The organism is Bradyrhizobium sp. BR 10261, from assembly GCF_019455395.1.
Taxonomy (GTDB): domain Bacteria; phylum Pseudomonadota; class Alphaproteobacteria; order Rhizobiales; family Xanthobacteraceae; genus Bradyrhizobium; species Bradyrhizobium manausense.
The window spans coordinates 241,343-261,525 of the sequence record NZ_JACOFQ010000008.1 but is presented as its reverse complement, the minus strand read 5'-3'; the positions used below and the strand labels follow the sequence as shown (position 1 = coordinate 261,525).

Below are 20,183 nucleotides of genomic sequence, written 5' to 3'. Positions count from 1 at the left end.
GGCTCAAGGCCGCGCACGTGATCCACACCGTGGGACCGGTCTGGAACGGTGGTACGCTAGGTGAGGACGATCTGCTCGCGTCCTGCTATCGCCGCTCAATAGAGCTGTGCGGCAAGCACAAGCTGTCGTCGGTGGCCTTCCCCGCGATTTCGACCGGGAGTTACCGCTTTCCTGCCGACCGGGCCGCGAAGATTGCGATCGAAACGACCATTGAAGCCCTGCCGGCCGCGCCATCGGTCCGCCATGTCACATTCTGCTGCTTCTCGGAGGCAAGCGCCGCCCTGCATGCGGACGTCCTGGCCCGGCACGGCAGCCCTTGTGCCTGACAATTGGGTCGGTACACTCCGCCAGCCATGTTCCGGGGAGGGAATATGATTTCACGGTTTATACGATTTGCATTGGCCTGCGGTGCGCTTGTCTCGTTTGGGACGATGTCGGCGCGCGCGGAGGGCACCTACGAGATTCCGGCCGGCGCACATTTCAATCAGGACAAGCTCGCCAAGGTCAGCGACTTCTTCAAGAACGAGGTCGCGACCGGCAAGATCGCCGGCGCGACCGTGCTGATCCAGCAGCACGGCAAGCCGGTCTATCACGAAGCCTTCGGCGTGCAGGACGTGGTCAGCAAGGCGCCGATCACCGACAAGACCATCTTCCGCCTGTCGTCGCTGACCAAGGTGATCACCTCCGTTGTGGCGATGCAATTGATCCAGGACGGAAAGATCAAGCTGGACGATCCCGTCTCGAAATACATTCCCTCCTTTGCAAATGTGAAGGTCGGTGAGGAGAAGAAGGCCGAGGACGGCACCAAGACGCTCGAGCTGGTACCACTGGCCCGGCCCATTACCATTCTCGACCTGATGCGCCATACCTCGGGGATCACCTACGGCTTCTACGGCGACAGTCTGGTTCGCAAGGCCTATCGCGACGCCAACATCTACGCGGGCGAATTCGATCTCGCCGAGTTTGCCGAGCGGATCGCCAAGCTGCCGCTGCACAATCAACCCGGCGCGCTCTGGCAGTACGGTCATTCCACCGACATTCTGGCGCGGATCATGGAGATCGTGTCCGGAAAGGAATTATTCGAACTCGAGAAGGAAAAGCTGCTCGATCCGCTCGGTATGACCGATACAGGCTTCTTCGTCACCGAACCGGAGAGGCTGAAACGGCTCGCCCAGCCGCTGCCGACCGACAGCAATTTCCGGGTCGGCCGCGAGTACAGGACTGAGGTTCGCCAGAAGTGGCAATCCGCCAGCGGCGGCATGGTTTCGACCATGGCGGACTTTTCGCGCTTTGCGCAGATGCTGGTCGATGGAGGAACGTTCGAGGGCAAGACCTATCTCAGCCCGAAGACGTTCGAGCTGATGGCATCGGACCATGCCGGTAAGGACTCCGGCGTTGAGCGGGACTACTTCTATTTCCCCGGTGACGGTTTTGGCATGGGACTTGGGTTTGCCGTGCGCACCGATCCCGGTAATGCCAAGCCGCCGCCGCCCGGCGATCTCGGCGAGTTGAAGTGGGACGGCGCCAGCGGTTGCTATTTGGTGATCGATCGCAAGCAGGACATGTTCTTTGTGCTGCTGGAGCAGACCCCGACCGAGCGCCAGCGTATCCAACGGACATTGAAGCTTTTGGTCTATGAGGCCATGGAGAACTGACATGTTGGCGCGCCGCGCGCTCCTCGCGGCGCTCGCTCTCTGAAGACACTGATCTATCGGGCGATGGGGCGGTGACGGCCAGGCCTCACGCCGCGCGCACGATCTCGCGCACGTAGCCAATGGCTTCCTCGATCATCGCCGCATTGACGTCGAGATGGGTGCAGGCGCGGATGCGGCCGTCCATCATCGCGAGCGTCACGCCGCGCTGCCTGAGGGCCGCGACAATCTTGTCGCCGGGGATGCCGGCGCCGTCGGGCTTGAAGAACACGAGGTTGGTCTCGGGCTCCTGCACCTCGATGCCCGCGATCTGCGACAGGCCGCGCGCGAGCGCGCGCGCATTGGCGTGGTCGTCGGCAAGACGCTCGACGTGATGGTCGAGCGCATAGATGCAGGCGGCCGCGCAGATTCCGGCCTGCCGCATCGAGCCGCCAAGGCGCTGCTTCCACTGCCAGACCGCGTCGATGAATTCGCGGGTGCCGGCGAGCACGCCGCCGATCGGCGCGCCCAAGCCCTTGGAGAAATCGATCCAGGCCGAATCCCAGCCCGCGGTCATGTCGCGCGGCGAGATGCCGCTCGCGACCGTGGCGTTCAGCAGGCGCGCGCCGTCCATGTGGGTGACGAGACCATGTTGCCTGGCGATCGCGACGATCTCGTCGAGCGCGGCCTTCTTCCAGATCGTGCCGCCGCCGATATTGGCGGTCTGCTCGACGCTGACGACCCGCTGCGTCGGCTGGTAGCGCGTGCGCGGATGCAGGGCTTTGCGGAACGTCTCCGGCGTGAACTGGCCGTCGGGCCCCTTGAGCTGTGTGACCTGGAAGCCGCCGATCGCGGCATGCGCGCCGCCTTCGCGGGCGATGATGTGCGCGGTCTCATGCGCCAAAATCTCGTCGCCGGGCCGGCAATGCACCAGCGTCGCGGTGACGTTGCACATCGTCCCTGACGGCATGTAGACCGCCGCTTCCTTGCCCATCAGCGCGGCGACGCGCTCGCACAGTGCATTCACGGTCGGATCGTCGCCGACCTGCTCGTCGCCAACCTCGGCCCGCGCCATCGCCTCGCGCATCGCAGCCGTCGGCCTGGTCTGCGTGTCCGAGAGCAGATTGATGCGCACCGGCGGCGCCTTGGGATCGACGGGGGGAGGGGTGTAGAGCATGCGACGGCTCCTCAAGCGATGCGGCCACTGAAATGTGGCTCTTAAGCAAAAAGGCCCCGGCGAACCGGGGCCTTTCGACATTCAAATCTTAGCGCGAATAGAATTCGACGACCAGATGGGGCTCCATCTGCACCGGGAACGGCACGTCGGAGAGGGCGGGGATGCGCACGTACTTTGCGGTCATCTTGCCGTGGTCGACTTCGAGATAGTCGGGGGTGTCGCGCTCGGGGAGCTGGCTGGCTTCGAGAACGTGGGCGAGCTGCTTGGAGGCTTCCTTGACCTCGACGACGTCGCCGACCTTGACTTGGTAGCTCGAGATGTTGACCTTGCGGCCGTTCACCTTGATGTGGCCGTGGTTGATGAACTGGCGCGCGGCGAAGATCGTCGAGACGAACTTGGCGCGATACACGACCGCGTCGAGACGACGCTCCAGGAGGCCGATCAGGTTCTCGCCGGTGTCGCCCTTAAGGCGGCTGGCCTCGACATAGATGCCGTGGAACTGGCGCTCAGAGATGTTGGCGTAGTAGCCCTTCAGCTTCTGCTTGGCGCGCAGCTGCACGCCGAAGTCCGAGAGCTTGCCCTTGCGGCGCTGGCCGTGCTGGCCGGGGCCGTACTCGCGGCGGTTCACGGGGCTCTTCGGGCGGCCCCAGATGTTCTGGCCCATACGGCGATCAATCTTGTACTTCGCCTCACTGCGCTTAGTCATCGCGTCCTCTTCGGTTGCATGGTTTGAGGAAACGCGCCCTCCTGTGTGCCGGGATGATTCCCAGCACCGACAGGTCCGATCCCCAAAGCTTAAGGGACCAGACCACGGGTCGCGAAACGCTTCGCGGGCCGAAACCGGCCCGCGAGCAGGCGGCTTTTAGGGGATTTTGGGGTTCGCTGTCAATTCTTTAGCCGGTCATTCCAGGGCGAAGCGCAAGCATCGAACCCGGAAACTCGGGGTTCCGGGTTCGGCTCTGCGAGCCGCCCCGGAACGACGGTCTGTCACGTCCTGACCGCCCGGATCGGCTTGGCGCCCACCGCCCGCAATTCGGCAGCAATTTCAGTGTTCAGGACCTGTTCCAGCCGGGTCAGGACCCGGGCGACAGGGGCAGCGTCCGTCACCCGGTGGTCCCAGCGGATCACGACATGGATGGTCTGGTCCGGCTCGACAAGGCCGTAGCTGACGATGAACGGGCCGGGTGTGATGGGATGAAGCTCGCCGCCGCCATAGGCGGCCACCGAGCTAACCGCGAAGCTGCCGAACCAATTGCCGCGCTGCCGGCCGAAATTCAGGCCCACCGCCCAGAACAGGCGCCGCAGCGGCAGCGGTAGCCGGGTGACCCGCATGACTTTACGGAACATGGGAATATCCGCGACCGGGGCCGTCTTGGCGCGCCGGATATCGGTATCGATCGCTACCAGCGTCATCGCCTCTGGCGCCGCGATCCGCTGCGGCATGACGCATTCCTCGCCATTCTCGCGCCGGGCAATCGCCACCGACGCCACGCTATTGGGGAGCTCATAGAGCGTCGGCCAGGGCCATTTGGCGTAGACGGTGCGCAGCACCGGCTCATCCCTTGCCACGAGCGCGAACGCCTTGACGAAAATCGCCGCCCAGCCGGCCGGCGCCATCGCGCCCGCGCGGGCCTCCAGCAGGGGGCGAATATTGAGCGAGCGGGAGAGCGACACGAACGGCACGCCCCTCGAGGCGTGCATCAGGTCGACGATCAGGCGACGCGGCAGGGAAATGTTCTTGGGTTGACCGCGCATCGTTCCTTCGGTTCCCGCGGACTCACAGGGGACTGGCGGCGAGGGGGCGCCGCTCGCCGCCTGCTCTAGCACGCCGCGACGGCTGAAGGCGAGAACGAGCATTTCTTGAGCATTGTTCCGTCTGGCACGGCCCCCCGGGCTCCGGCAAGCGGCAGGCGGTTCAGCGCCTGATTCCGTCGAACGCCGCCATGATGCCGCGCTGGAATAGCGACCAGTCGAACCCGAGTGCGATGGCGCGGTAGCCGCGGTCAATGAGCTGGTTGGCCTGGTCGGCGGTGCGCGCCACGCCGCCGATCGGCACGCCGCTTTTGAGGATGCCGGCCTCGGCCCGCGCGATCAGCGCCAGCAATTCCGGATCGTCCATCCGGCCACGCTTGTTGATGGACGTGGCAAGATCGCCGGGGCCGATCACCGCGACATCGATGCCTGGTGTCGCCATGATCTCGTCGATGCGGTTGACGGCATCGACATGCTCGATGGTGATCATGCAGATCATCTCGTCATCGGCTGAGGCCATGTAGTCAGGCATTGACTGGCCCCAGCGGAACGGCGCGTGGAACGGCCCCCAGAGCCGGTCGCCGCGCGGCGGATAGCGCACGCTGCGCACCGCTTTCTCTGCCTCGTCGCGATTGGTGATCATCGGGAAATTGATCCCGAACGCGCCGATGTCCATCGGCGCTTTGGCAAGCCACGGCTCGTTCGCGGCGATCCGCACCAGCGGCGTGCACGGCGTGCCCGTCGTCGCGGCGATCATGGCATGCGCCTCGGTGAGGCCGATCGGGCCGTGCTCGAGATCAACGATGATCCAGTCGAGCGAGCGCGCCATGATCTGCACCATCTGCACGCTCGGGATCGTTGCGATCGCGCCGAAGGCGGGGCGGCCTTCGCTCCACATCTGGCGAAGGCGATTGAGCGGTTTTGCGGGGACCGACATGTGAAGACCTGCGCGTGGGTAACGATGCGAAGCCTAGCAGCACGCCGCCGGGGCGCAAAGTCAGGCGACCGCGCGCCCGCCGAAGAACGGTGTCAGCGTGGCGGAAAGGCCATGCACGCGGTTCGAGGTGAAAATCATCTCGGCGCCCGTCTGCGCGATGCCGCAGCCGTACGGGCCGAGAAGGTCGGAAACGCGGCGGGCGATCGCAGGCGCCGGATCAATCCATTCGACCGGCCAGGGCGCCAGCCGCTCCATCCGGTCGAGCAGCAGCGGATAATGAGTGCAGGCCAGCACGATCGTGTCGGTGCGCGCAGTCGTATCCTGGGGGTTTCCGACGAAGCAAGGTTTCAGCTCAGCGAAAATGTCGCGGTCGTCGACTGTGGTGCCGCTGAGCGCAGCCTCGGCGAGCGTGGCGAGTTCGGGCGAACCGACCAGCGTCACCTCACAGCCTTGGCTGTGATCCCGGATCAGCGCTTGGGTGTACTCGCGTTTGACGGTCGCCTTCGTACCGAGCACCGAGACGCGGCGGGTCTTCGACTGCGCGCAGGCCGGCTTGATCGCCGGCACCGTGCCGACGAACGGCACGCGATAAGCGGCGCGCAAATGGCTCATGACCGAAACGGACATGGTGTTGCATGCGATCACCACCAGGTCGGGCTTGTGCGTGGCAATCAGCTCCCCCATCAGCGGCACGACGCGGGCGATGATCTCGTCCTCGCTGTGATGGCCATAGGGGAAAAAGGCGTCGTCGGCGACGTAGGTATAGTGCGCATCCGGTCGCGCCGCCACGACCTCGCGTAGCACGGTGAGGCCTCCAAGACCGGAATCGAATACCAGGATCGTCGGGGAATTGGTCACGTCGCTACCTTAAGACCCCGTGGTTACCATTCGGTTTTTGGGGCGGTTTTGCGGCGGCGGCGGCCGGCGCCCAGTTTGGAGCGATTCAATTTCACGTTGGCCGCCTGTACCCGCTATCAGCCGTGCTGCGCTGCGATTGGGATATCCGTAAGCTTTCGGGGGGCCGACATGATCAGAAACACTGGGAGTGGCTGGGGGAGCGTTGCCCGGTGGCTTCACTGGGGCCTGGCGCTGGCGATCATCGGCATGATCGGCTTCGGCTGGTGGATGAATCACATCCCGGCGCGCGCCGACAAGTTCTTCTACCGCTCGATCCACGCCGATATCGGCTACGTGATCCTGCTGCTCACGGTGTTGCGCCTGGCCTGGCGCGTCATCAACGCGACCCCGGCTCTGCCGGCCGAGTCCTTGCGCTGGCAGAAGATCGCAGCCCGCGTCAGCCACGGCGCTCTATTTCATGGTGATCCTGGTCGCGATGCTGGGCTGGGCGCATTCGGGTGCCCGCGCGACCAGCTATTCGGATTTCTTCGGCCTGTTTCACGTGCCGCAATTCACCTCTCCGGACAAGGCGGTGGCCGATGCCTATGAGGACCGCCACATCTTGTTCGCCTATGTGCTGCTGGCCTTGATTGCTGTCCACGTGATCGCAGCCCTCTGGCACCACTTCATCCGCCGCGACCGCGTCGTCGCGCGCATGGTGGCGGATGAGGTGGGATAGGGGACATGGCGCTTCTGCACGTTCCGTCATCCTGAGGCGCGAGACGTGGGACGCAGAGCGTCCTACGGGGAGCCTCGAAGGATGAACGGCCGCGCTGCAGCCGCGCGGGGAGGCCGGGCCGTCGCCCTTCGAGGGCCGCTGAAGAAGCGGCCACCTCAGGATGACGGTGATGGATTGCCGTTGCTTCCCTATCGCAATGACGCGTTAAGATGCGGCGTCGCGACTGGTCTAATTCGCGGTCTCAGGAGACACCATGCTCACCGTCCACCACCTCGGCAAATCGCAATCCGAACGCATCGTCTGGCTCTGCGAGGAGCTCGCGATCCCATATGAGCTGAAGTGCTATGCGCGCGATTCCGTCACCATGCTGGCGCCGCCCGACTACAAGGCACTGCATCCGATTGGCGCTGCGCCCGTGATCACCGACGGCGACCTGGTGCTGGCCGAATCCGGCGCCGTCGTCGACTACATCATCGCCAAATATGGCAACGGCCGCCTCGTGCTCCGCGCCGATGATCCCGACTTCGCACAGTTCCTGTACTGGTTTCACTTTGCCAACGGCACCTTGCAGGCCGGCATGGGCCGGCTGATGCTGCTGAACCGGCTCGAGCTCACTGACGACAATCCGATGCTGGTCGCGATCCGGGCGCGTGTCGACCGTGCCTTCGACCTTGTCGACGCGCGCCTGCGCGAAGCCGAATATCTGGCAGGCCGCAACTTCACCACGGCCGATATCATGACGGTCTTCACGCTCACCACGATGCGTTATTTCCAGCCCTATGATCTCCAGCGTTGTCCGAACGTGGTCAAATATCTCGGCCGCGTCAGTGCGCGTCCGGCCTATCGTCGGGCGATGGAGAAGGGCGATCCCGGCATGGCGCTGCTGCTCAGCTGAGCGGACGATCAGGCGATCTTGTTCGTGGTCGCCGTTCGCGCTGCGGCCAGCTGCTTCTGCAGGCGATCGATGTTCTGCAGCAGGCGCTGGCTGGTCAGCACCAGGAAGTAATAACCGAACTGCGGATCCTGGAAGTAGATCTCGAGCAGGCGGTCATAGGTGATCGTGAGCACCTGGCCGTCTTCGATGCATTCGATCGTTCCGGTGCGGCGATTGTCGGGCGTGAGGAAGCCGAGCTCTCCCATCAGCGCGCCGGGCCCGATCTCGACGCCGATCTCCTTGACCAGGAATTTGCCGGTCACGGTGAGGAGCATCTCCTGGGCCGGATCGCCGAGCTTGAACAGTGTGTCGCCGCGGCGATATTTGCGCTCGGTCATGAACGGCTTGAGCCACTCGATCGACATGTCGCCTTCGGCGGCATGCCGCGCTTTCTTGACCAGCTTGAGCATCTGCCGAAGCCGGAGCGCGTTGATCGGAAGCATCAGCAGATAGAGCAGGAAGGTCGAGACGTTGGCGGAGAGCGCGCCGAAAATGGCGAAGAAGGCGCAGCCGATCATGTTGGCGACGCGCAAGGGCACCATCGTCCGCATCAGGAGGGTGGCGACGAAGAAGCCGGCGCCGATCGTCGCAAATAGATTGGCCAGCGTGATGTTGTGGACGAAGATCTCGAGCAGTCGGTTGAAGATCGCGTCCCAGGTGACGTTGTTGGGGTCGAGGCCCATCTGGACCAGGATCTTCGCGATCCTGAGATTGTCCGTGGCCGCATCGAGAATGCGGTCAAGGATCGAGGAGACGTCTGCGCTGCCGGACGGCATGGTACTATCCCTGCGTAAGGCCTTCAGTCCTGGGCGGTAGGCTGGACACCTATAGCCGAAATGGAACGACGACCGCTTGAATGAAACCTTCGGTCGCCGTTCCGCAACAGGCAAATTTTAGCCCGAACCGTCGTTTCGGCAATTGCCCGTTCGTTGCGCGCATGGTCCGGCCGCCCCCGTGATTCGGGGGCGGCACCGGTGGACTTCAGCGTCCGGAAGTGGCGCTGGTTGCCAAAAAGGACAGAAGGTGGGCCTATGGCTTGACGCCAGGCTGGACGACCTGCTGCTCGACGAGGGTCAGGTGCCCGGGCAGCGAGCCGGCACGCAGCTGCATGGCGACGCTGTTGGCCTCCTCCAGGGTGAAATTGCCCGAGATCTGAACCGAGCCGCCGGTGATGGGCTCGCGGATCACGGGGGCGGAGATCACCGTGTCGTCAAGCGCGATGGCGATGGGCTTGCCGATATTCTCTTCCGTGAGATGGGCAAAACGCCGTGTGCCGCGTCCGTTGAAGCGGAAGGAGACAACCGGATCCTTCGTCCCGGGGGCGAAGCTTGGCGCAGCATCGCTGATGTCCTCGCCGTCGAGCGTGCTCTCCTTGGCGACCAAATAGGGCCGCTTGTCCTTGAACCCGAGCAAGACCTCCGTGCCCTCGGGCGGCTTGCCGGATTGCGCCTGCTCCGGCGGCATCGATACATCGACCTGGCGGAGGCTGACCTTGACCCTTCGGGCGAAGATCGCGGTGATGGGCTCGGGATCGGTGACGCCGGGCAGGAAGATGCGAATGCGGTCAGTCCCCTCAGGGACGGCGCTGACAAGCTTGATGCCGGCGTCCTTGAGACGCTGCTCGATCATGGCGATGGACTCTTCGACCAGCTCATGCAGCCTCGCCGCGGATGCGGCATCGGTCGGCGCGAGCCGGACCGCTCCGTCGCCACCGTCGGTCACGGAAATGGCATGCGACGGCAGTCCGTCCGCGGCAGCGGCGAGCTTGCGCGCGAGCTGGTCGCGTGCCTTGGCGTCGGCGATCTTCACATCGACGCCGCCGTCACGGATCGCGAGATTGGAGAAGGCGATATGGCCGTCGTGCAAGGCCTTGTAGACGTCGTCGCGCAGATCCGTGACGACGCTCTCGCGCAAGGCGTCGCCGTCCACCTTGTAGATGATCCGCGACCCGCCCAGCTTTTCCATCTTGTCGATGACGAAGGCTGCGAGCTTGGCGTGCATCTTGTCGAGCTGGCTATCGGCGAGCGCTGCGCGCGGCAGGACGATCATCGACGCCAAGGCGAAGGCGAGGATCAGCCGTGTGGCGCGGTCCCGCAGGGGCGTGGTCATCATCACCTCAAGTCTATCGGCGGGACGCTGGCAGAAGAGTCCAATGCCTGATCTTGGTACCTGGATCGGCCAGGAAGGTTCAAAAGCCGCTCGGGCGAGGTCTATCGCCCTAGCCCGTAGGCGATGGACGAACGCCAAATCATCCATCATTGTGGTCCCGGCCGGCCAATCGGCCGGGAGCACCCGCCGCACCAAATGTCAAAAGACAGGCGGCGAGGGGCGACCTGAGGGAGGACGGAATTCCATGGCGGGCATCCACACGCTCGATCGGCTTATTGGCGACAACTATCCGGAGTTTTTGACGGACGAGGAGGTCCGGGCCTTCGAGCAGGTCCCTTATGCTGACCGCGTCGCGGCCGAGAGCACCTATGACGCCATCAGGCTTGGGGCCGCACGCAACCCGGGCGGCGCGGTGATCCAGTTTCTGCAAAATGCCGATCCTGCCGACACGGCTGTTGTGATCACCTACAGCGATTTCATCGCGCGGGTCACGCAGGCGGCCAACATGTTTCACGCGCTCGGCGCGGAGAAGGGCGATGTGATCTCGTTCATGTTGCCGCTGCTGCCCGATGCCTTCGTAACGCTGTTCGGGGCCGAAGCCGCGGGCATCGCCAATCCCGTCAACCCGCTGCTCGAGCCGCATCAGATCGCGGAAATCCTGGAAGCGGCGAACACGAAGATCCTGGTGGCGCTGGGGCCGATGCCGGGCACCGACATCTGGCAGAAGGTCGAGCAGATCCGCCCGCAGCTCAAGCACCTCAAGGCGATCGTGCAGGTGGCTGGCGGCGGCGATCCGGACAAGGGCATCTTTGCGTTCAACGATCTGGTCAAGCAGCAGCCGGCGGACCGGCTTGTCAGCGGGCGCAAGATTCTCGGCAGCGACATCGCCGCCTATTTCCACACCGGCGGCACGACAGGCACGCCAAAGCTGGTGCGGCACACCCATGCCAACCAGGTCTATCAGGCCTGGGCCCTGAACCTGCTGCTGAAAGCGAAGCCCGGCGCCAACCTGCTGTTTGGCATGCCGCTGTTTCATGTCGGCGGATCACTGACGCAGGTCCTCGGGACACTGTCAGCCGGAGGCTCGCTGGTCGTGCTGTCGCCGAGCGGCTGGCGTAATCCCAACGCCGTGAAGAACATCTGGGGCCTGGTCGAGCGCTTCAGGCCTGAGGCACTGTCCAGCGTGCCGACGGTGCTCGCCGCAGCACTCGCGGTGCCGCCGGGAAATGCCGACATCTCCAGTTTGAAATATGCCGCCGGGGGCGGCTCGGCGATCCCGGTCGCGGTGGGATCTGCGATCCAGGACAAACTCAAGCTGCCGGTCGTCGAAGTCTACGGCATGACAGAGACCTCGAGCGTGCATACGCTGGCCTATCCGTCACGGCCGATCCGGCTCGGCTCGGTCGGCCTTCCCATGCCGTATTCCCGCGTGCGCATCGTGCAGCTGGATGCCGACGGCAATTTGATCCGCGACTGCAAGGTGGACGAGATCGGCGTCGTCATCATGGCCGGCCCCGGCGTGTTCGGCGGCTATCTCAACGAGGCCCACAACAAGGGCGCCTTCGTCGACAAGGTCTGGGTCAATTCCGGCGACCTCGGCCGGTTGGACGCCGCCGGCTATCTCTGGATCACCGGGCGCGCCAAGGACCTCGTCATCCGCGGCGGTCACAATATCGATCCGGCTCCGATCGAGGAGATCATGTTCCGCCATCCCGCCGTCGGCTTTGCCGCGGTGGTCGGTCAGCCCGATGCCTATGCCGGCGAGCTGCCGGTCGGTTACGTGCAGTTGAAGCCCGGTGCGTCCGTCGGGCCGGGCGAGCTCGAAGCGTGGGTGCGCGAGCGCACGCCGGAGCGCGCCGCCGTTCCGGTCCAGGTCATTCCGATCGACCCGATGCCGGTGACCGGCGTCGGCAAGGTCTTCAAGCCACAATTGCGCTGGGACGCGGCGCAGCGCGTGTTCACCAACGTGCTGCGGCCACTCGTCGAGCGCGGCATCGACTGCAAGGTGAAAGTCGGCGCCCATGGCAGCCACGGCTCGATCGCAACGGTGACACTGACGGGCTTGCCGGCCGACCAGCGCGACATCGTCGCCGGCGAGGTGCACACGCTGCTCGCCCCGTTCGTGATGCGGCACGAGGTGATACAGGCGTAGCCTCGCACCAACAGGCAGACGTTTTACGCCGGCATCGCGGTTTCAATCAGGCGCACCCAGAATGAGGCGCCGTGGCCGAGGATGTTGTCGTTGAAGACGTAGGCCGGGTGGTGGCACGCAGGGCTCTCGCCCATGCCCACCAGCACCATGGCGCCGGGGCGCTCTTGCAGCATGAAGGAGAAGTCTTCTGCCCCCATCATCGGGATGATGCGGTCGTTGACGCGCTCGGCGCCGACGATGTCACGGGCGACGTCGGCGGCGATGCCGGCTTCGCGCGCATGATTGAAGGTCACCGGATACATCCGCGTGTACTTCGTCTCCGCCGAGCCGCCATAGGCGCGGGCGACGCTGTCGGCGACTTCCCCGATCCGGCGCTCGACGAGATCGCGCACCTCGGGATCGAGCGTGCGCACCGTGCCGCAGAGCTCGGCGGTCTCCGGGATGATGTTGAAAGCGGTGCCGGCGTGGAATTGCGTGATCGAGACCACGGCCGATTGCAGCGGATTGACGTTGCGCGCCACGATCGATTGCAGCGCGCCCACGATCTGCGAGCCGATCAGGACGCTGTCGATGGCCTGGTGCGGGGTGGCGCCGGCATGGCCGCCCTTGCCGCGAACGGTGATCTGGATGTTGTCGGAGGAGGCGAGCATCGGGCCCGGCGTGGTGGCGAAATGGCCTTCGGCGAGACCCGGCATGTTGTGCATGCCGTAGACCTGGTCGATGTTCCAGCGCGTCATCAGCCCGTCCTCGACCATGGCCTTGCCGCCGCCGCCGCCTTCCTCGGCGGGCTGGAAGATCATGATCGCGGTGCCATCGAAATTGCGCGTCTCGGCGAGGTACTTTGCCGCGCCCAGCAGCATCGCGGTGTGGCCGTCGTGACCGCAGGCGTGCATCTTGCCCGGGATCTTCGAGGCGTAGGGCACGTCGGCGGTTTCCATGATCGGCAGCGCGTCCATGTCGGCGCGCAAGCCGATGGCCTTGCCGGAGGCGGATTTGCGGCCACGGATCACGCCGACGACCCCGGTGCGGCCGATGCCCGTCACCACCTCGTCGCAGCCGAACTCGCGCAATTTGTCGGCGACAATGCCGGCCGTGCGATGGACCTCGTAAAGCAGCTCGGGGTTCTCGTGAAAGTCATGGCGCCAGGCGGCCATTTCGTCGGAGAGGGCGGCGATGCGGTTGACGATGGGCATGAGTGTTGGGTCCGTTTCTTCTTGGTAGGGCCAATCAGCGCAGCGTAGCCTGCCGCAAGGGCAGGGCGAAAGGCGGGTCTCCCTCAAAAATTAACTGTCAATCACGGATCTTTGACTGACAGATATTGAAATCTGTCAGCGAGACGTGTATATCCGTTCCCAGACGCTCCGGTTGGGCGTCCCGTGGTCATCCCTTCCGGGAGCCTGAGGTCCGAAACGCCTGCGGATCGAGGCGCGTAATGGGTGGGAACCGCGGACGAATGGAGACTTACGACAATGACGACCGAAATCATCAACTTCACCGGCACGATTGGGCATTGGCTCAATTTGCTGGTTGCGCGCCAGATCGCGGCGCAAGCTGCAAAACTGCCTCATTAAGGCGAGAGCTTTCCGAAACGACCGGTCAAGGGCGCTTCGGTAAGCATCCTCCGCCGGGTAACTGGACCCTGAACGGGAACATGGTGCTGGCATGAACGAAGCTGTTGTCTTGACGCCGGAGCGGATCCTCGAAGTGACCGAGGATGTCTTGCGGCGCTACGGACTTGCCAAGGCCACCGTGGTCGACGTTGCCCGTGCGCTCGATGTGAGCCACGGCAGCGTCTATCGCCATTTCCCGAGCAAGGCTTCGCTGCGCGAGGCCGTCGCCAAGCGCTGGCTCGACCGCATCGACGCGCCGCTGCTGGCGATCGCCAATGAGCAGGGGCCGGCGCCCGATAGGCTCGACCGCTGGCTGCGCACGCTGTTCGCGGCGAAGCGCTCGCGTGTGCTCGACGACCCCGAGATGTTCGAGACCTATCTGACGCTGGCGCGCGAAGCCTGCGCGGCCGTTAAGTGCCACAAGGACACCATGATCGACCAGATCGCGGCGATCCTGACCGACGGTGTCAAGCAGGGCGAGTTCGCCTTGGACGACGTCAAGACGACGGCGCGCGCGCTGTTCGACGCGACCTGCCGCTTCCATCATCCGGCCCATGCCGACGAGTGGAAGGATGCCGATCTGCCGGCGCGCGTGGACGCCACCCTCGCGCTGCTGCTGCGCGGGTTGAAGGCCTGCTAGACCGCGGTGGCCGTTCGATACACGCGCCGGCCAATCAACTTCTAACCTTGTTGAGAACGACGCCATTGCGGACCGATGGCGTGGACGTACGTGCGCGGAAAGCGCCGTCGGACGATGGGACGACCGGTGGACTCTCCGGATAGGCGCTGATCGCGATTTCAACGTCGTCCTTCGATCGCTTTCGAAGGCGCTCGAATGTCAGTTCCTGATCGAGGGCAGGACAGCGGAAGTGGACGACGGCGGTATCGGGGAGGCGGCAGAGTTCGTCGATGAGATCGCCTACCGTGATGACGGGGGGATGGGCGACTGCCTTGTGATGACCCTTACTCATGACTTCTACTCCTTCACCCTGCTAACTGGAACATAATAGCCTCCGTTCCTATCCGCTTGGCAGAATGAGAAATTTCATCTCATTCGAGGCATTGCGGCAGGGCCGCTGCTAAATCCACGTCAACCCGCAAGCCGCGGCAAGCCGCACCAGCTGCGCGTCCGTGCGCGCGCCGGTCTTGGTCTTGATCAGATAGTGGTAGTTCTGGACCGTCTGAAGCACGAGGCGCATGCGATCACCCCAAAGTTTGATAAGCTCAGCCTAACAACGCCGCCGCGCCTTGCCAATTGCAGGGTTTGGGCCCCGATTGCAGCTCGGGCAAATTTCCCAAGCCCGATTGGGCATCGCTCTTTGGACCTGCAGCGGCGGCTTTGATCTAATCGGGTGGAAACATCGCAGGCCAATCCCTGCAAGGTGAGGAGCGGTGCAGCATGACTTCGATGACGATTGGACCGATCGCCGGCTCGACTGCCGACCCATCCGAGCGCAGCGCTCTGCTGTTCTGGATGATCTTCACGGGACTGTCGATCTTCGCCGTGGTGCTGCTGTGGCGTTTCGGCCTGATCCATCTGATGCTCACATCAGACCGGACCTACATTTCGAGCGTCATCGCGGCGCTCTATCTCGTCACCTGCGGTCACTGCTTCTTGCGCACGCGGGCGATTGCCCGTGAAGGTGCGGCAGCCCGGCGCTGCCGCGCGGTGCTGGCGGCGCCCGAAGGCAGCAAGGTGCTCGATGCGCGTACCACCGCGCTGCCGCGCGGGCTGGTGCGCGATCACATCGAAAGCCTGGTGACGAAAGCGGCGGCGCAGGATTACCGTCCGGTCGACCAGACGCTGCTGCTGCGGACGCTCGCGGACCGCCTGCGCGGCTCCAACGGGTTCGGTACGTTCGTCTCCGACACGCTGATGAAGCTCGGCCTGCTCGGCACCATCATCGGCTTCATCATCATGCTGGCGCCGATCGCGGGACTGGACGCCGCCGACAAGGTCGCGATGCGCTCCTCGATGGGGCTGATGAGCGACGGCATGGCGGTCGCGATGTACACGACGCTCGCGGGCCTTGTCGGCTCCATCCTGGTCAGGATCCAGTACTACATGCTCGATGCCGCGACCCAGCGGGTGTTCTCGGATGCGGTGGTGCTGACCGAGACCTATGTGACGCCGGTTCTCGAGCGCAAAGGTGCTGGAACGCCTTCATGATGGATGATTTCGGCCTTTATCCGCGCGAGGAGCCGTTCGATCCCCTGGGCGTGATGCTGTTCAAGGCGCTTCAGGTGGTCGCCTTCCTGTTCTTCCTCGCGCTGCTGGCGGTCTCTCCCGATGCCAAGGAGGGCAAGATCGACTCCAAGGCCGAGTTCATGATCACGCTGGACTGGCCGGACAATCATCCTGACGATCTCGACCTGTTCGTGCAGGATCCCGCCGGCAACATCGCCTGGTATCGCCACCGGGAGGCCGGCTTCCTCACGCTCGACCGTGACGACCGGGGCGGGGCGAACGACTTCATTATGGTCAATGGTAAGAAGATCGCTTCCCCCATCCGTGAGGAGATCGTCACGCTGCGCGGCATCGTCCCCGGCGAATACACCGTCAACGTCTCGCATTTCGTCGCCACGACCGGCGAGCCCGTCACGGCCAATGTGAAGGTGCAGAAGCTCAATCCGACCGCGCAGGTGGTCTTCGACAACAAGTTCACGCTCGACCACACCGGTGACGAGAAGACCGCGGTGCGGTTCCGGCTCGATGCCGAGGGTAAGGTTATCGATGTCAGCCAGAGGCCGAAATCGCTGATGGAGACCTTCCGCAGCAGCTGGCGCAATGGCGCCGATATCGACCCGAACACGCGGGTAAGGGTGCGCCGTGAATAATCAGCAGACGGTCATCCTCTCGCTGTCGGTCGCCTATGCCGTGATCGGCGCGCTGCTGCTGGTCGTGCTGGTCTATGCGCGGCTGCACTGGTCGCTGAAGGCGGTCGCCGTCGTCGTGACCAGCGCCTTCTACGTCGTCAGCTTCACGGACATGCGCGGGTTGCTCGGCTGGGCCAGCACGGACAGGCTTCCTGCGTCCTTCAAGCTGCTGGCGGCGCGGATCGTCGAGCCCCATTCGCTGGAGGGCGATCCCGGCTCGATCTATCTGTGGGTGGAGGAACTCGATGCGGATCATCGTCCGAGCGGCATTCCGCGGGCCTTCCGCGTCCCCTACAACGACACCCTGGCCGACAAGACCCATGCGGCGGAGAACGAGATCGCGGCGGGCCATCCGCAAGGCGGGCGTGCCGCGGACTTTGGCGGCGGCGAGGGCAGCCTGGTCGACATGATCAGGGAATATGTGACGCCCAAGGCCATCATCGAGACCAGCGGCGGCGATTCCTCGACCGGGGAGTTCAATGCCCCGCCATCAGGCGCGCAAGGCGCCGTCTTCACGCCGTTGCCGCCACCTCGGATGCCGCCCAAGGACGAGCAATAGGCTCTTCACCATTGCGGCCGCGTGGCGCTGGTCAACCGCCTTGCGCTGGCGCATCTTGTTGACCTCCCTCAAATTGGCTTTATCGGCTTCCAATAAGACTATGAGGGTGGAGGGTGCGTGCTTCTCGCTGTCTTCTCGGATATCCACGGCAACCGGCAGGCGTTCGAGGCGTGCCTGAAGGTGGCCCGTGCCAGGGCTGCGGAGCGGTTCATCCTGCTTGGCGATTTCGTCGGCTATGGCGCCGACCCGGAATGGGTCGTGGACACCGCCATGGATCTGGTCGCCCATGGTGCCGTCGCCGTGCGCGGCAACCATGACGAAGCCGTCAACACCACCACCGAGAACATGAACAACGAGGCGCAGATCGCGATCGAGTGGACGCGCGGGCGGCTCGATGCGGCACAGCGGCGGTTCCTGGCCGAACTGCCGATGCTGGTGGACGACAGCGATCGGCTGTTCGTGCATTCGGAAGCCTCGAGCCCCAAGCGCTGGCATTATGTCCGCTCGACGGCGGATGCCGCCAGGAGCCTGATCGCAACGCCGGCTCACGTCACTTTCTGCGGCCACATTCATCGGCCCGCGCTCTATTCGATGTCGGTGACGGCGAAGATGACGAGCTTCGTGCCCAAGACCGATGTGCCGGTGCAGCTCCTGCGCGGCCGGCAATGGCTCGCCGTGCTCGGCTCGGTCGGCCAGCCGCGCGATGGCGATCCGTCGGCGTCTTTCGTGCTGTTCGACACGGTCTCGTGCCAGATCACCTATTGCCGTGTGCCCTATGACATCGCGAGCGCGGCAAGCAAGATCCGCGAGAACGGCCTGCCGCCCTGGCTCGCCGATCGGCTGTCGCAGGGGCGCTAGAGGCCTATGCCCAAATCCCTGATCAAATCAGGCGCTGTCATCGACGGCTACACGATCGGCGAATGCGTCCATGCCGGCGGCATGGCGACGCTGTGGACCGTCACCCGTCCCGGCATCGAGGTGCCGCTGCTGATGAAGGTCCCGCGAGTCTCGGAAGGCGAGGACCCCGCGGCAATCGTTTCGTTCGAGATGGAGATGATGATCCTGCCGCGGCTGGCCGGCCCGCACGTGCCGCACTGCTATGGCACCGGCGATTTTGCCCGCCAGGCCTATGCCGTGATCGAGCGCATTCCGGGCACAACGCTCTACAAGCGGCTGCCCGATCTGCCGCTACCTTACGAGGAGGCGCGGCTGCTGGTTGCCAAGATCGCGGCTGCGCTCGCCGATCTGCATCGGCAGAACGTGATCCATCACGACATCAAGCCGAGCAGCGTCATGTTCCGCGAGAGCGGCGAGGCAGTGCTGATCGATTACGGCCTGTCGCACCACGATCATCTGCCCGACCTGCTGCAGGCGGAGTTTCGTCTGCCCTACGGCACAGCGCCCTACATGGCGCCGGAACGGCTGCTGGGCGTGCGCGACGATCCGCGCAGCGACCTGTTTTCGCTCGGTGTGCTGCTGTACTTCTTCACGACCGGCGAACGTCCGTTCGGGGAGGGCGAGACACTGCGCGCGATGCGGCGGAGGCTGTGGCGCGATCCGCATCCGCCGCGAAGCTTGCGCGCCGACTATCCGCCCTGGCTCCAGGAAGTGGTGCTGCGGTGTCTCGAGATCGAGCCGGTCCGTCGCTACCCGACCGCGACCCAGCTCGCTTTCGATCTCGCCCATCCGAACCAGGTCAGGCTGACCGCGCGTTCGGAGCGGATCAAGCGCGATCCCTTGAGCGTGGCCTGGCGGCGCCGGTTCAACCAGGACGCCATGCAGCCTCGCGCGAAGGCGGATGTTGCCGAGCAGATTGCCTCGAGCCCGATCCTCGCAGTCGCGCTTGACACGGTGGAAGGTGAGCCGGAGCTGAACGAGGCGCTGCGTGTGACCACGGAGCGCATTCTCGCGACGCTGCCGCTGGCGCGGCTTGCCTGCGTCAATGTGCTGAAGCTCAACCGCATCGCCATCGACAAGACGCTGGACGACCAGGGCTCCAACAAGCATATCGACCGCCTGGTCGCGCTCCGGCATTGGGCGACGCCGCTGAAGCTGGATGAAAGCCGGCTGTCGGTTCACGTGCTGGAGGCGGTCGATCCCGCCACGGCGCTGCTGGAATTCGCCGAGGTCAACCAGGTCGACCATGTCGTCATCGGCGCGCGGCAGAGCTCGTTCAGGCGCACGCTGCTTGGCAGCGTCTCGGCCAAGGTGGCGGCGGAGGCGACCTGCACCGTCACCGTGGTGCGGCCGCCGCGCATGGCTGTTGCCAAACCGGACGCCGGCGTGGTGTGGGGCTAGGAAAGATTCACGCCGCGTGCGCAGTGTGCATCGAACGCTTGCGACGGATCGGCCAGGTGAAGTGCGGGCCGGCCTCGCCGTGATCCGCGCTGCCGCCGAAGTACTGAATGATCTCGCGGCAGGGCTCGCAGTTGAAGAGGTTACGCGACGCGGACGCCTGGGTCATTTCCTTCAGGCAGTTCGGGCAGTGCGGTTTCATTGGTTGAGTCCAGAAAAGGATTTCAATGCCGGCGCGGCGACCGGAACGAGCGGTCCCGGTCTGCAGTCTCGGCGCCCGGATCGTCGCGCATCTTGCCTTCGGTGCGTTCGAGCCGACCGAAGAAATAATCGAGGTTCGGATGCGGACGGCGCGGGATGCGGCACCTGCGTTTCGGCTGACGCTTCACGAGGGCGATCTGCATGGCGTCAGCCCGGATAGCGGTTGCGACCGATGATGCGGGTCGAACGTACCGGCATCTTCACCGGTCGGGCCGATGGGCCGAACACAACGAACGCACAAAATCCGATCCACAACGCCACGCCAGTCCAAACCAGGGTCGTCGTCATGATGTGCTCCTGTCAAATCAGGCAG

At 64.5% G+C, this 20,183-nt stretch carries 22 protein-coding genes and 2 pseudogenes; 11 read left to right on the top strand and 13 right to left on the bottom strand.

The window, feature by feature from the left end; translation table 11 throughout:
- Positions 1-326: macro domain-containing protein (locus HYH07_RS12225; RefSeq protein ID WP_220002716.1), on the top strand; the 326-nt coding region annotated here is incomplete at its 5' end.
- A 45-nt stretch (positions 327-371) separates the two neighbouring features.
- Entirely contained in the window at positions 372-1,655 is a 1,284-nt protein-coding gene (locus tag HYH07_RS12220; protein ID WP_220002715.1) for a serine hydrolase, read from the top strand.
- A gap of 85 nt (positions 1,656-1,740) precedes the next feature.
- On the opposite strand, the gene HYH07_RS12215 is transcribed toward HYH07_RS12220, so the two are convergent.
- From HYH07_RS12215 to murI, 5 genes are all read right to left on the bottom strand, one after another.
- On the bottom strand, positions 1,741-2,808 hold the full coding sequence (locus tag HYH07_RS12215) for a low specificity L-threonine aldolase (protein ID WP_220002714.1): 1,068 nt from the start codon (positions 2,806-2,808) through the stop codon (positions 1,741-1,743).
- A gap of 88 nt (positions 2,809-2,896) precedes the next feature.
- Entirely contained in the window at positions 2,897-3,514 is a 618-nt protein-coding gene (gene rpsD / locus HYH07_RS12210; protein WP_057747316.1) for a 30S ribosomal protein S4, read from the bottom strand.
- Positions 3,515-3,795: 281 nt separating this feature from the next.
- The gene (locus tag HYH07_RS12205) at positions 3,796-4,563 is read right to left on the bottom strand and encodes an acyltransferase (protein WP_220002726.1); all 768 of its coding nucleotides are present in this window, start codon (positions 4,561-4,563) and stop codon (positions 3,796-3,798) included.
- Between the two features lie 160 nt (positions 4,564-4,723).
- A complete protein-coding gene (locus HYH07_RS12200) occupies positions 4,724-5,497 on the bottom strand; it encodes an HpcH/HpaI aldolase/citrate lyase family protein (RefSeq protein WP_220002713.1) in 774 nt (257 codons plus the stop codon).
- Positions 5,498-5,557: 60 nt separating this feature from the next.
- On the bottom strand, positions 5,558-6,355 hold the full coding sequence (murI, locus tag HYH07_RS12195) for a glutamate racemase (protein ID WP_220002712.1): 798 nt from the start codon (positions 6,353-6,355) through the stop codon (positions 5,558-5,560).
- 168 nt (positions 6,356-6,523) lie between these two features.
- Here murI and HYH07_RS12190 point away from each other — a divergent pair.
- A pseudogene (locus HYH07_RS12190) lies at positions 6,524-7,073 on the top strand (cytochrome b).
- 253 nt (positions 7,074-7,326) lie between these two features.
- Positions 7,327-7,968, top strand: coding sequence for a glutathione S-transferase family protein (locus HYH07_RS12185; RefSeq protein WP_220002711.1), 642 nt, complete (start codon positions 7,327-7,329; stop codon positions 7,966-7,968).
- Between the two features lie 8 nt (positions 7,969-7,976).
- Here the strand turns inward: HYH07_RS12185 and HYH07_RS12180 are convergent, their stop codons facing one another.
- Together HYH07_RS12180 and HYH07_RS12175 are read right to left on the bottom strand one after the other, a co-directional pair.
- Positions 7,977-8,783: a Crp/Fnr family transcriptional regulator gene (locus HYH07_RS12180; RefSeq protein WP_057748943.1), complete on the bottom strand. Its 807-nt coding sequence runs from the start codon at positions 8,781-8,783 to the stop codon at positions 7,977-7,979.
- Between the two features lie 253 nt (positions 8,784-9,036).
- Positions 9,037-10,116 carry a SecDF P1 head subdomain-containing protein gene (locus HYH07_RS12175; RefSeq protein ID WP_220002710.1) on the bottom strand — a complete coding sequence of 360 codons (1,080 nt, stop codon included), beginning with the start codon at positions 10,114-10,116 and terminating at the stop codon, positions 9,037-9,039.
- 244 nt (positions 10,117-10,360) lie between these two features.
- Between HYH07_RS12175 and HYH07_RS12170 the strand changes: the two genes are divergently transcribed.
- Positions 10,361-12,268 carry an acyl-CoA synthetase gene (locus HYH07_RS12170; protein WP_220002709.1) on the top strand — a complete coding sequence of 636 codons (1,908 nt, stop codon included), beginning with the start codon at positions 10,361-10,363 and terminating at the stop codon, positions 12,266-12,268.
- A 23-nt stretch (positions 12,269-12,291) separates the two neighbouring features.
- On the opposite strand, the gene HYH07_RS12165 is transcribed toward HYH07_RS12170, so the two are convergent.
- A complete protein-coding gene (locus tag HYH07_RS12165; RefSeq protein WP_220002708.1) occupies positions 12,292-13,461 on the bottom strand; it encodes a M20 aminoacylase family protein in 1,170 nt (389 codons plus the stop codon).
- A gap of 469 nt (positions 13,462-13,930) precedes the next feature.
- Between HYH07_RS12165 and HYH07_RS12160 the strand changes: the two genes are divergently transcribed.
- Complete coding sequence (locus HYH07_RS12160; protein WP_220002707.1) at positions 13,931-14,518, top strand: TetR family transcriptional regulator; 588 nt, start codon at positions 13,931-13,933, stop codon at positions 14,516-14,518.
- A 34-nt stretch (positions 14,519-14,552) separates the two neighbouring features.
- Here HYH07_RS12160 and HYH07_RS12155 read toward each other — a convergent pair whose 3' ends face one another.
- Positions 14,553-14,849: a hypothetical protein gene (locus tag HYH07_RS12155; protein WP_220002706.1), complete on the bottom strand. Its 297-nt coding sequence runs from the start codon at positions 14,847-14,849 to the stop codon at positions 14,553-14,555.
- A 108-nt stretch (positions 14,850-14,957) separates the two neighbouring features.
- A pseudogene (locus HYH07_RS12150) lies at positions 14,958-15,065 on the bottom strand (DNA-binding response regulator); the annotation flags it as partial.
- 212 nt (positions 15,066-15,277) lie between these two features.
- Between HYH07_RS12150 and HYH07_RS12145 the strand changes: the two are divergent.
- The 5 genes from HYH07_RS12145 (at position 15,278) to HYH07_RS12125 (ending at position 19,612) form a co-directional block, all read left to right on the top strand.
- On the top strand, positions 15,278-16,048 hold the full coding sequence (locus HYH07_RS12145; protein ID WP_220002705.1) for a MotA/TolQ/ExbB proton channel family protein: 771 nt from the start codon (positions 15,278-15,280) through the stop codon (positions 16,046-16,048).
- Positions 16,045-16,716, top strand: a complete 672-nt coding sequence (locus tag HYH07_RS12140; protein ID WP_220002704.1) for a hypothetical protein — start codon at positions 16,045-16,047, stop codon at positions 16,714-16,716. Before HYH07_RS12145 ends, HYH07_RS12140 begins: the two co-directional genes overlap by 4 nt.
- On the top strand, positions 16,709-17,314 hold the full coding sequence (locus tag HYH07_RS12135; RefSeq protein WP_220002703.1) for a hypothetical protein: 606 nt from the start codon (positions 16,709-16,711) through the stop codon (positions 17,312-17,314). Before HYH07_RS12140 ends, HYH07_RS12135 begins: the two co-directional genes overlap by 8 nt.
- 117 nt (positions 17,315-17,431) lie before the next feature.
- Entirely contained in the window at positions 17,432-18,172 is a 741-nt protein-coding gene (locus HYH07_RS12130) for a metallophosphoesterase (protein WP_057748922.1), read from the top strand.
- Positions 18,173-18,178: 6 nt separating this feature from the next.
- Positions 18,179-19,612, top strand: a complete 1,434-nt coding sequence (locus HYH07_RS12125; RefSeq protein WP_220002702.1) for a bifunctional serine/threonine-protein kinase/universal stress protein — start codon at positions 18,179-18,181, stop codon at positions 19,610-19,612.
- 7 nt (positions 19,613-19,619) lie between these two features.
- On the opposite strand, the gene HYH07_RS12120 is transcribed toward HYH07_RS12125, so the two are convergent.
- Genes HYH07_RS12120 through HYH07_RS12110 form a run of 3 tightly spaced genes read right to left on the bottom strand, consistent with a single transcriptional unit; the run spans position 19,620 to position 20,158 of the window.
- A complete protein-coding gene (locus tag HYH07_RS12120; protein ID WP_220002701.1) occupies positions 19,620-19,811 on the bottom strand; it encodes a hypothetical protein in 192 nt (63 codons plus the stop codon).
- Between the two features lie 22 nt (positions 19,812-19,833).
- Positions 19,834-20,013, bottom strand: coding sequence for a hypothetical protein (locus HYH07_RS12115; RefSeq protein WP_220002700.1), 180 nt, complete (start codon positions 20,011-20,013; stop codon positions 19,834-19,836).
- A 4-nt stretch (positions 20,014-20,017) separates the two neighbouring features.
- Positions 20,018-20,158: a hypothetical protein gene (locus HYH07_RS12110; RefSeq protein ID WP_220002699.1), complete on the bottom strand. Its 141-nt coding sequence runs from the start codon at positions 20,156-20,158 to the stop codon at positions 20,018-20,020.
- Positions 20,159-20,183: the final 25 nt, after the last annotated feature.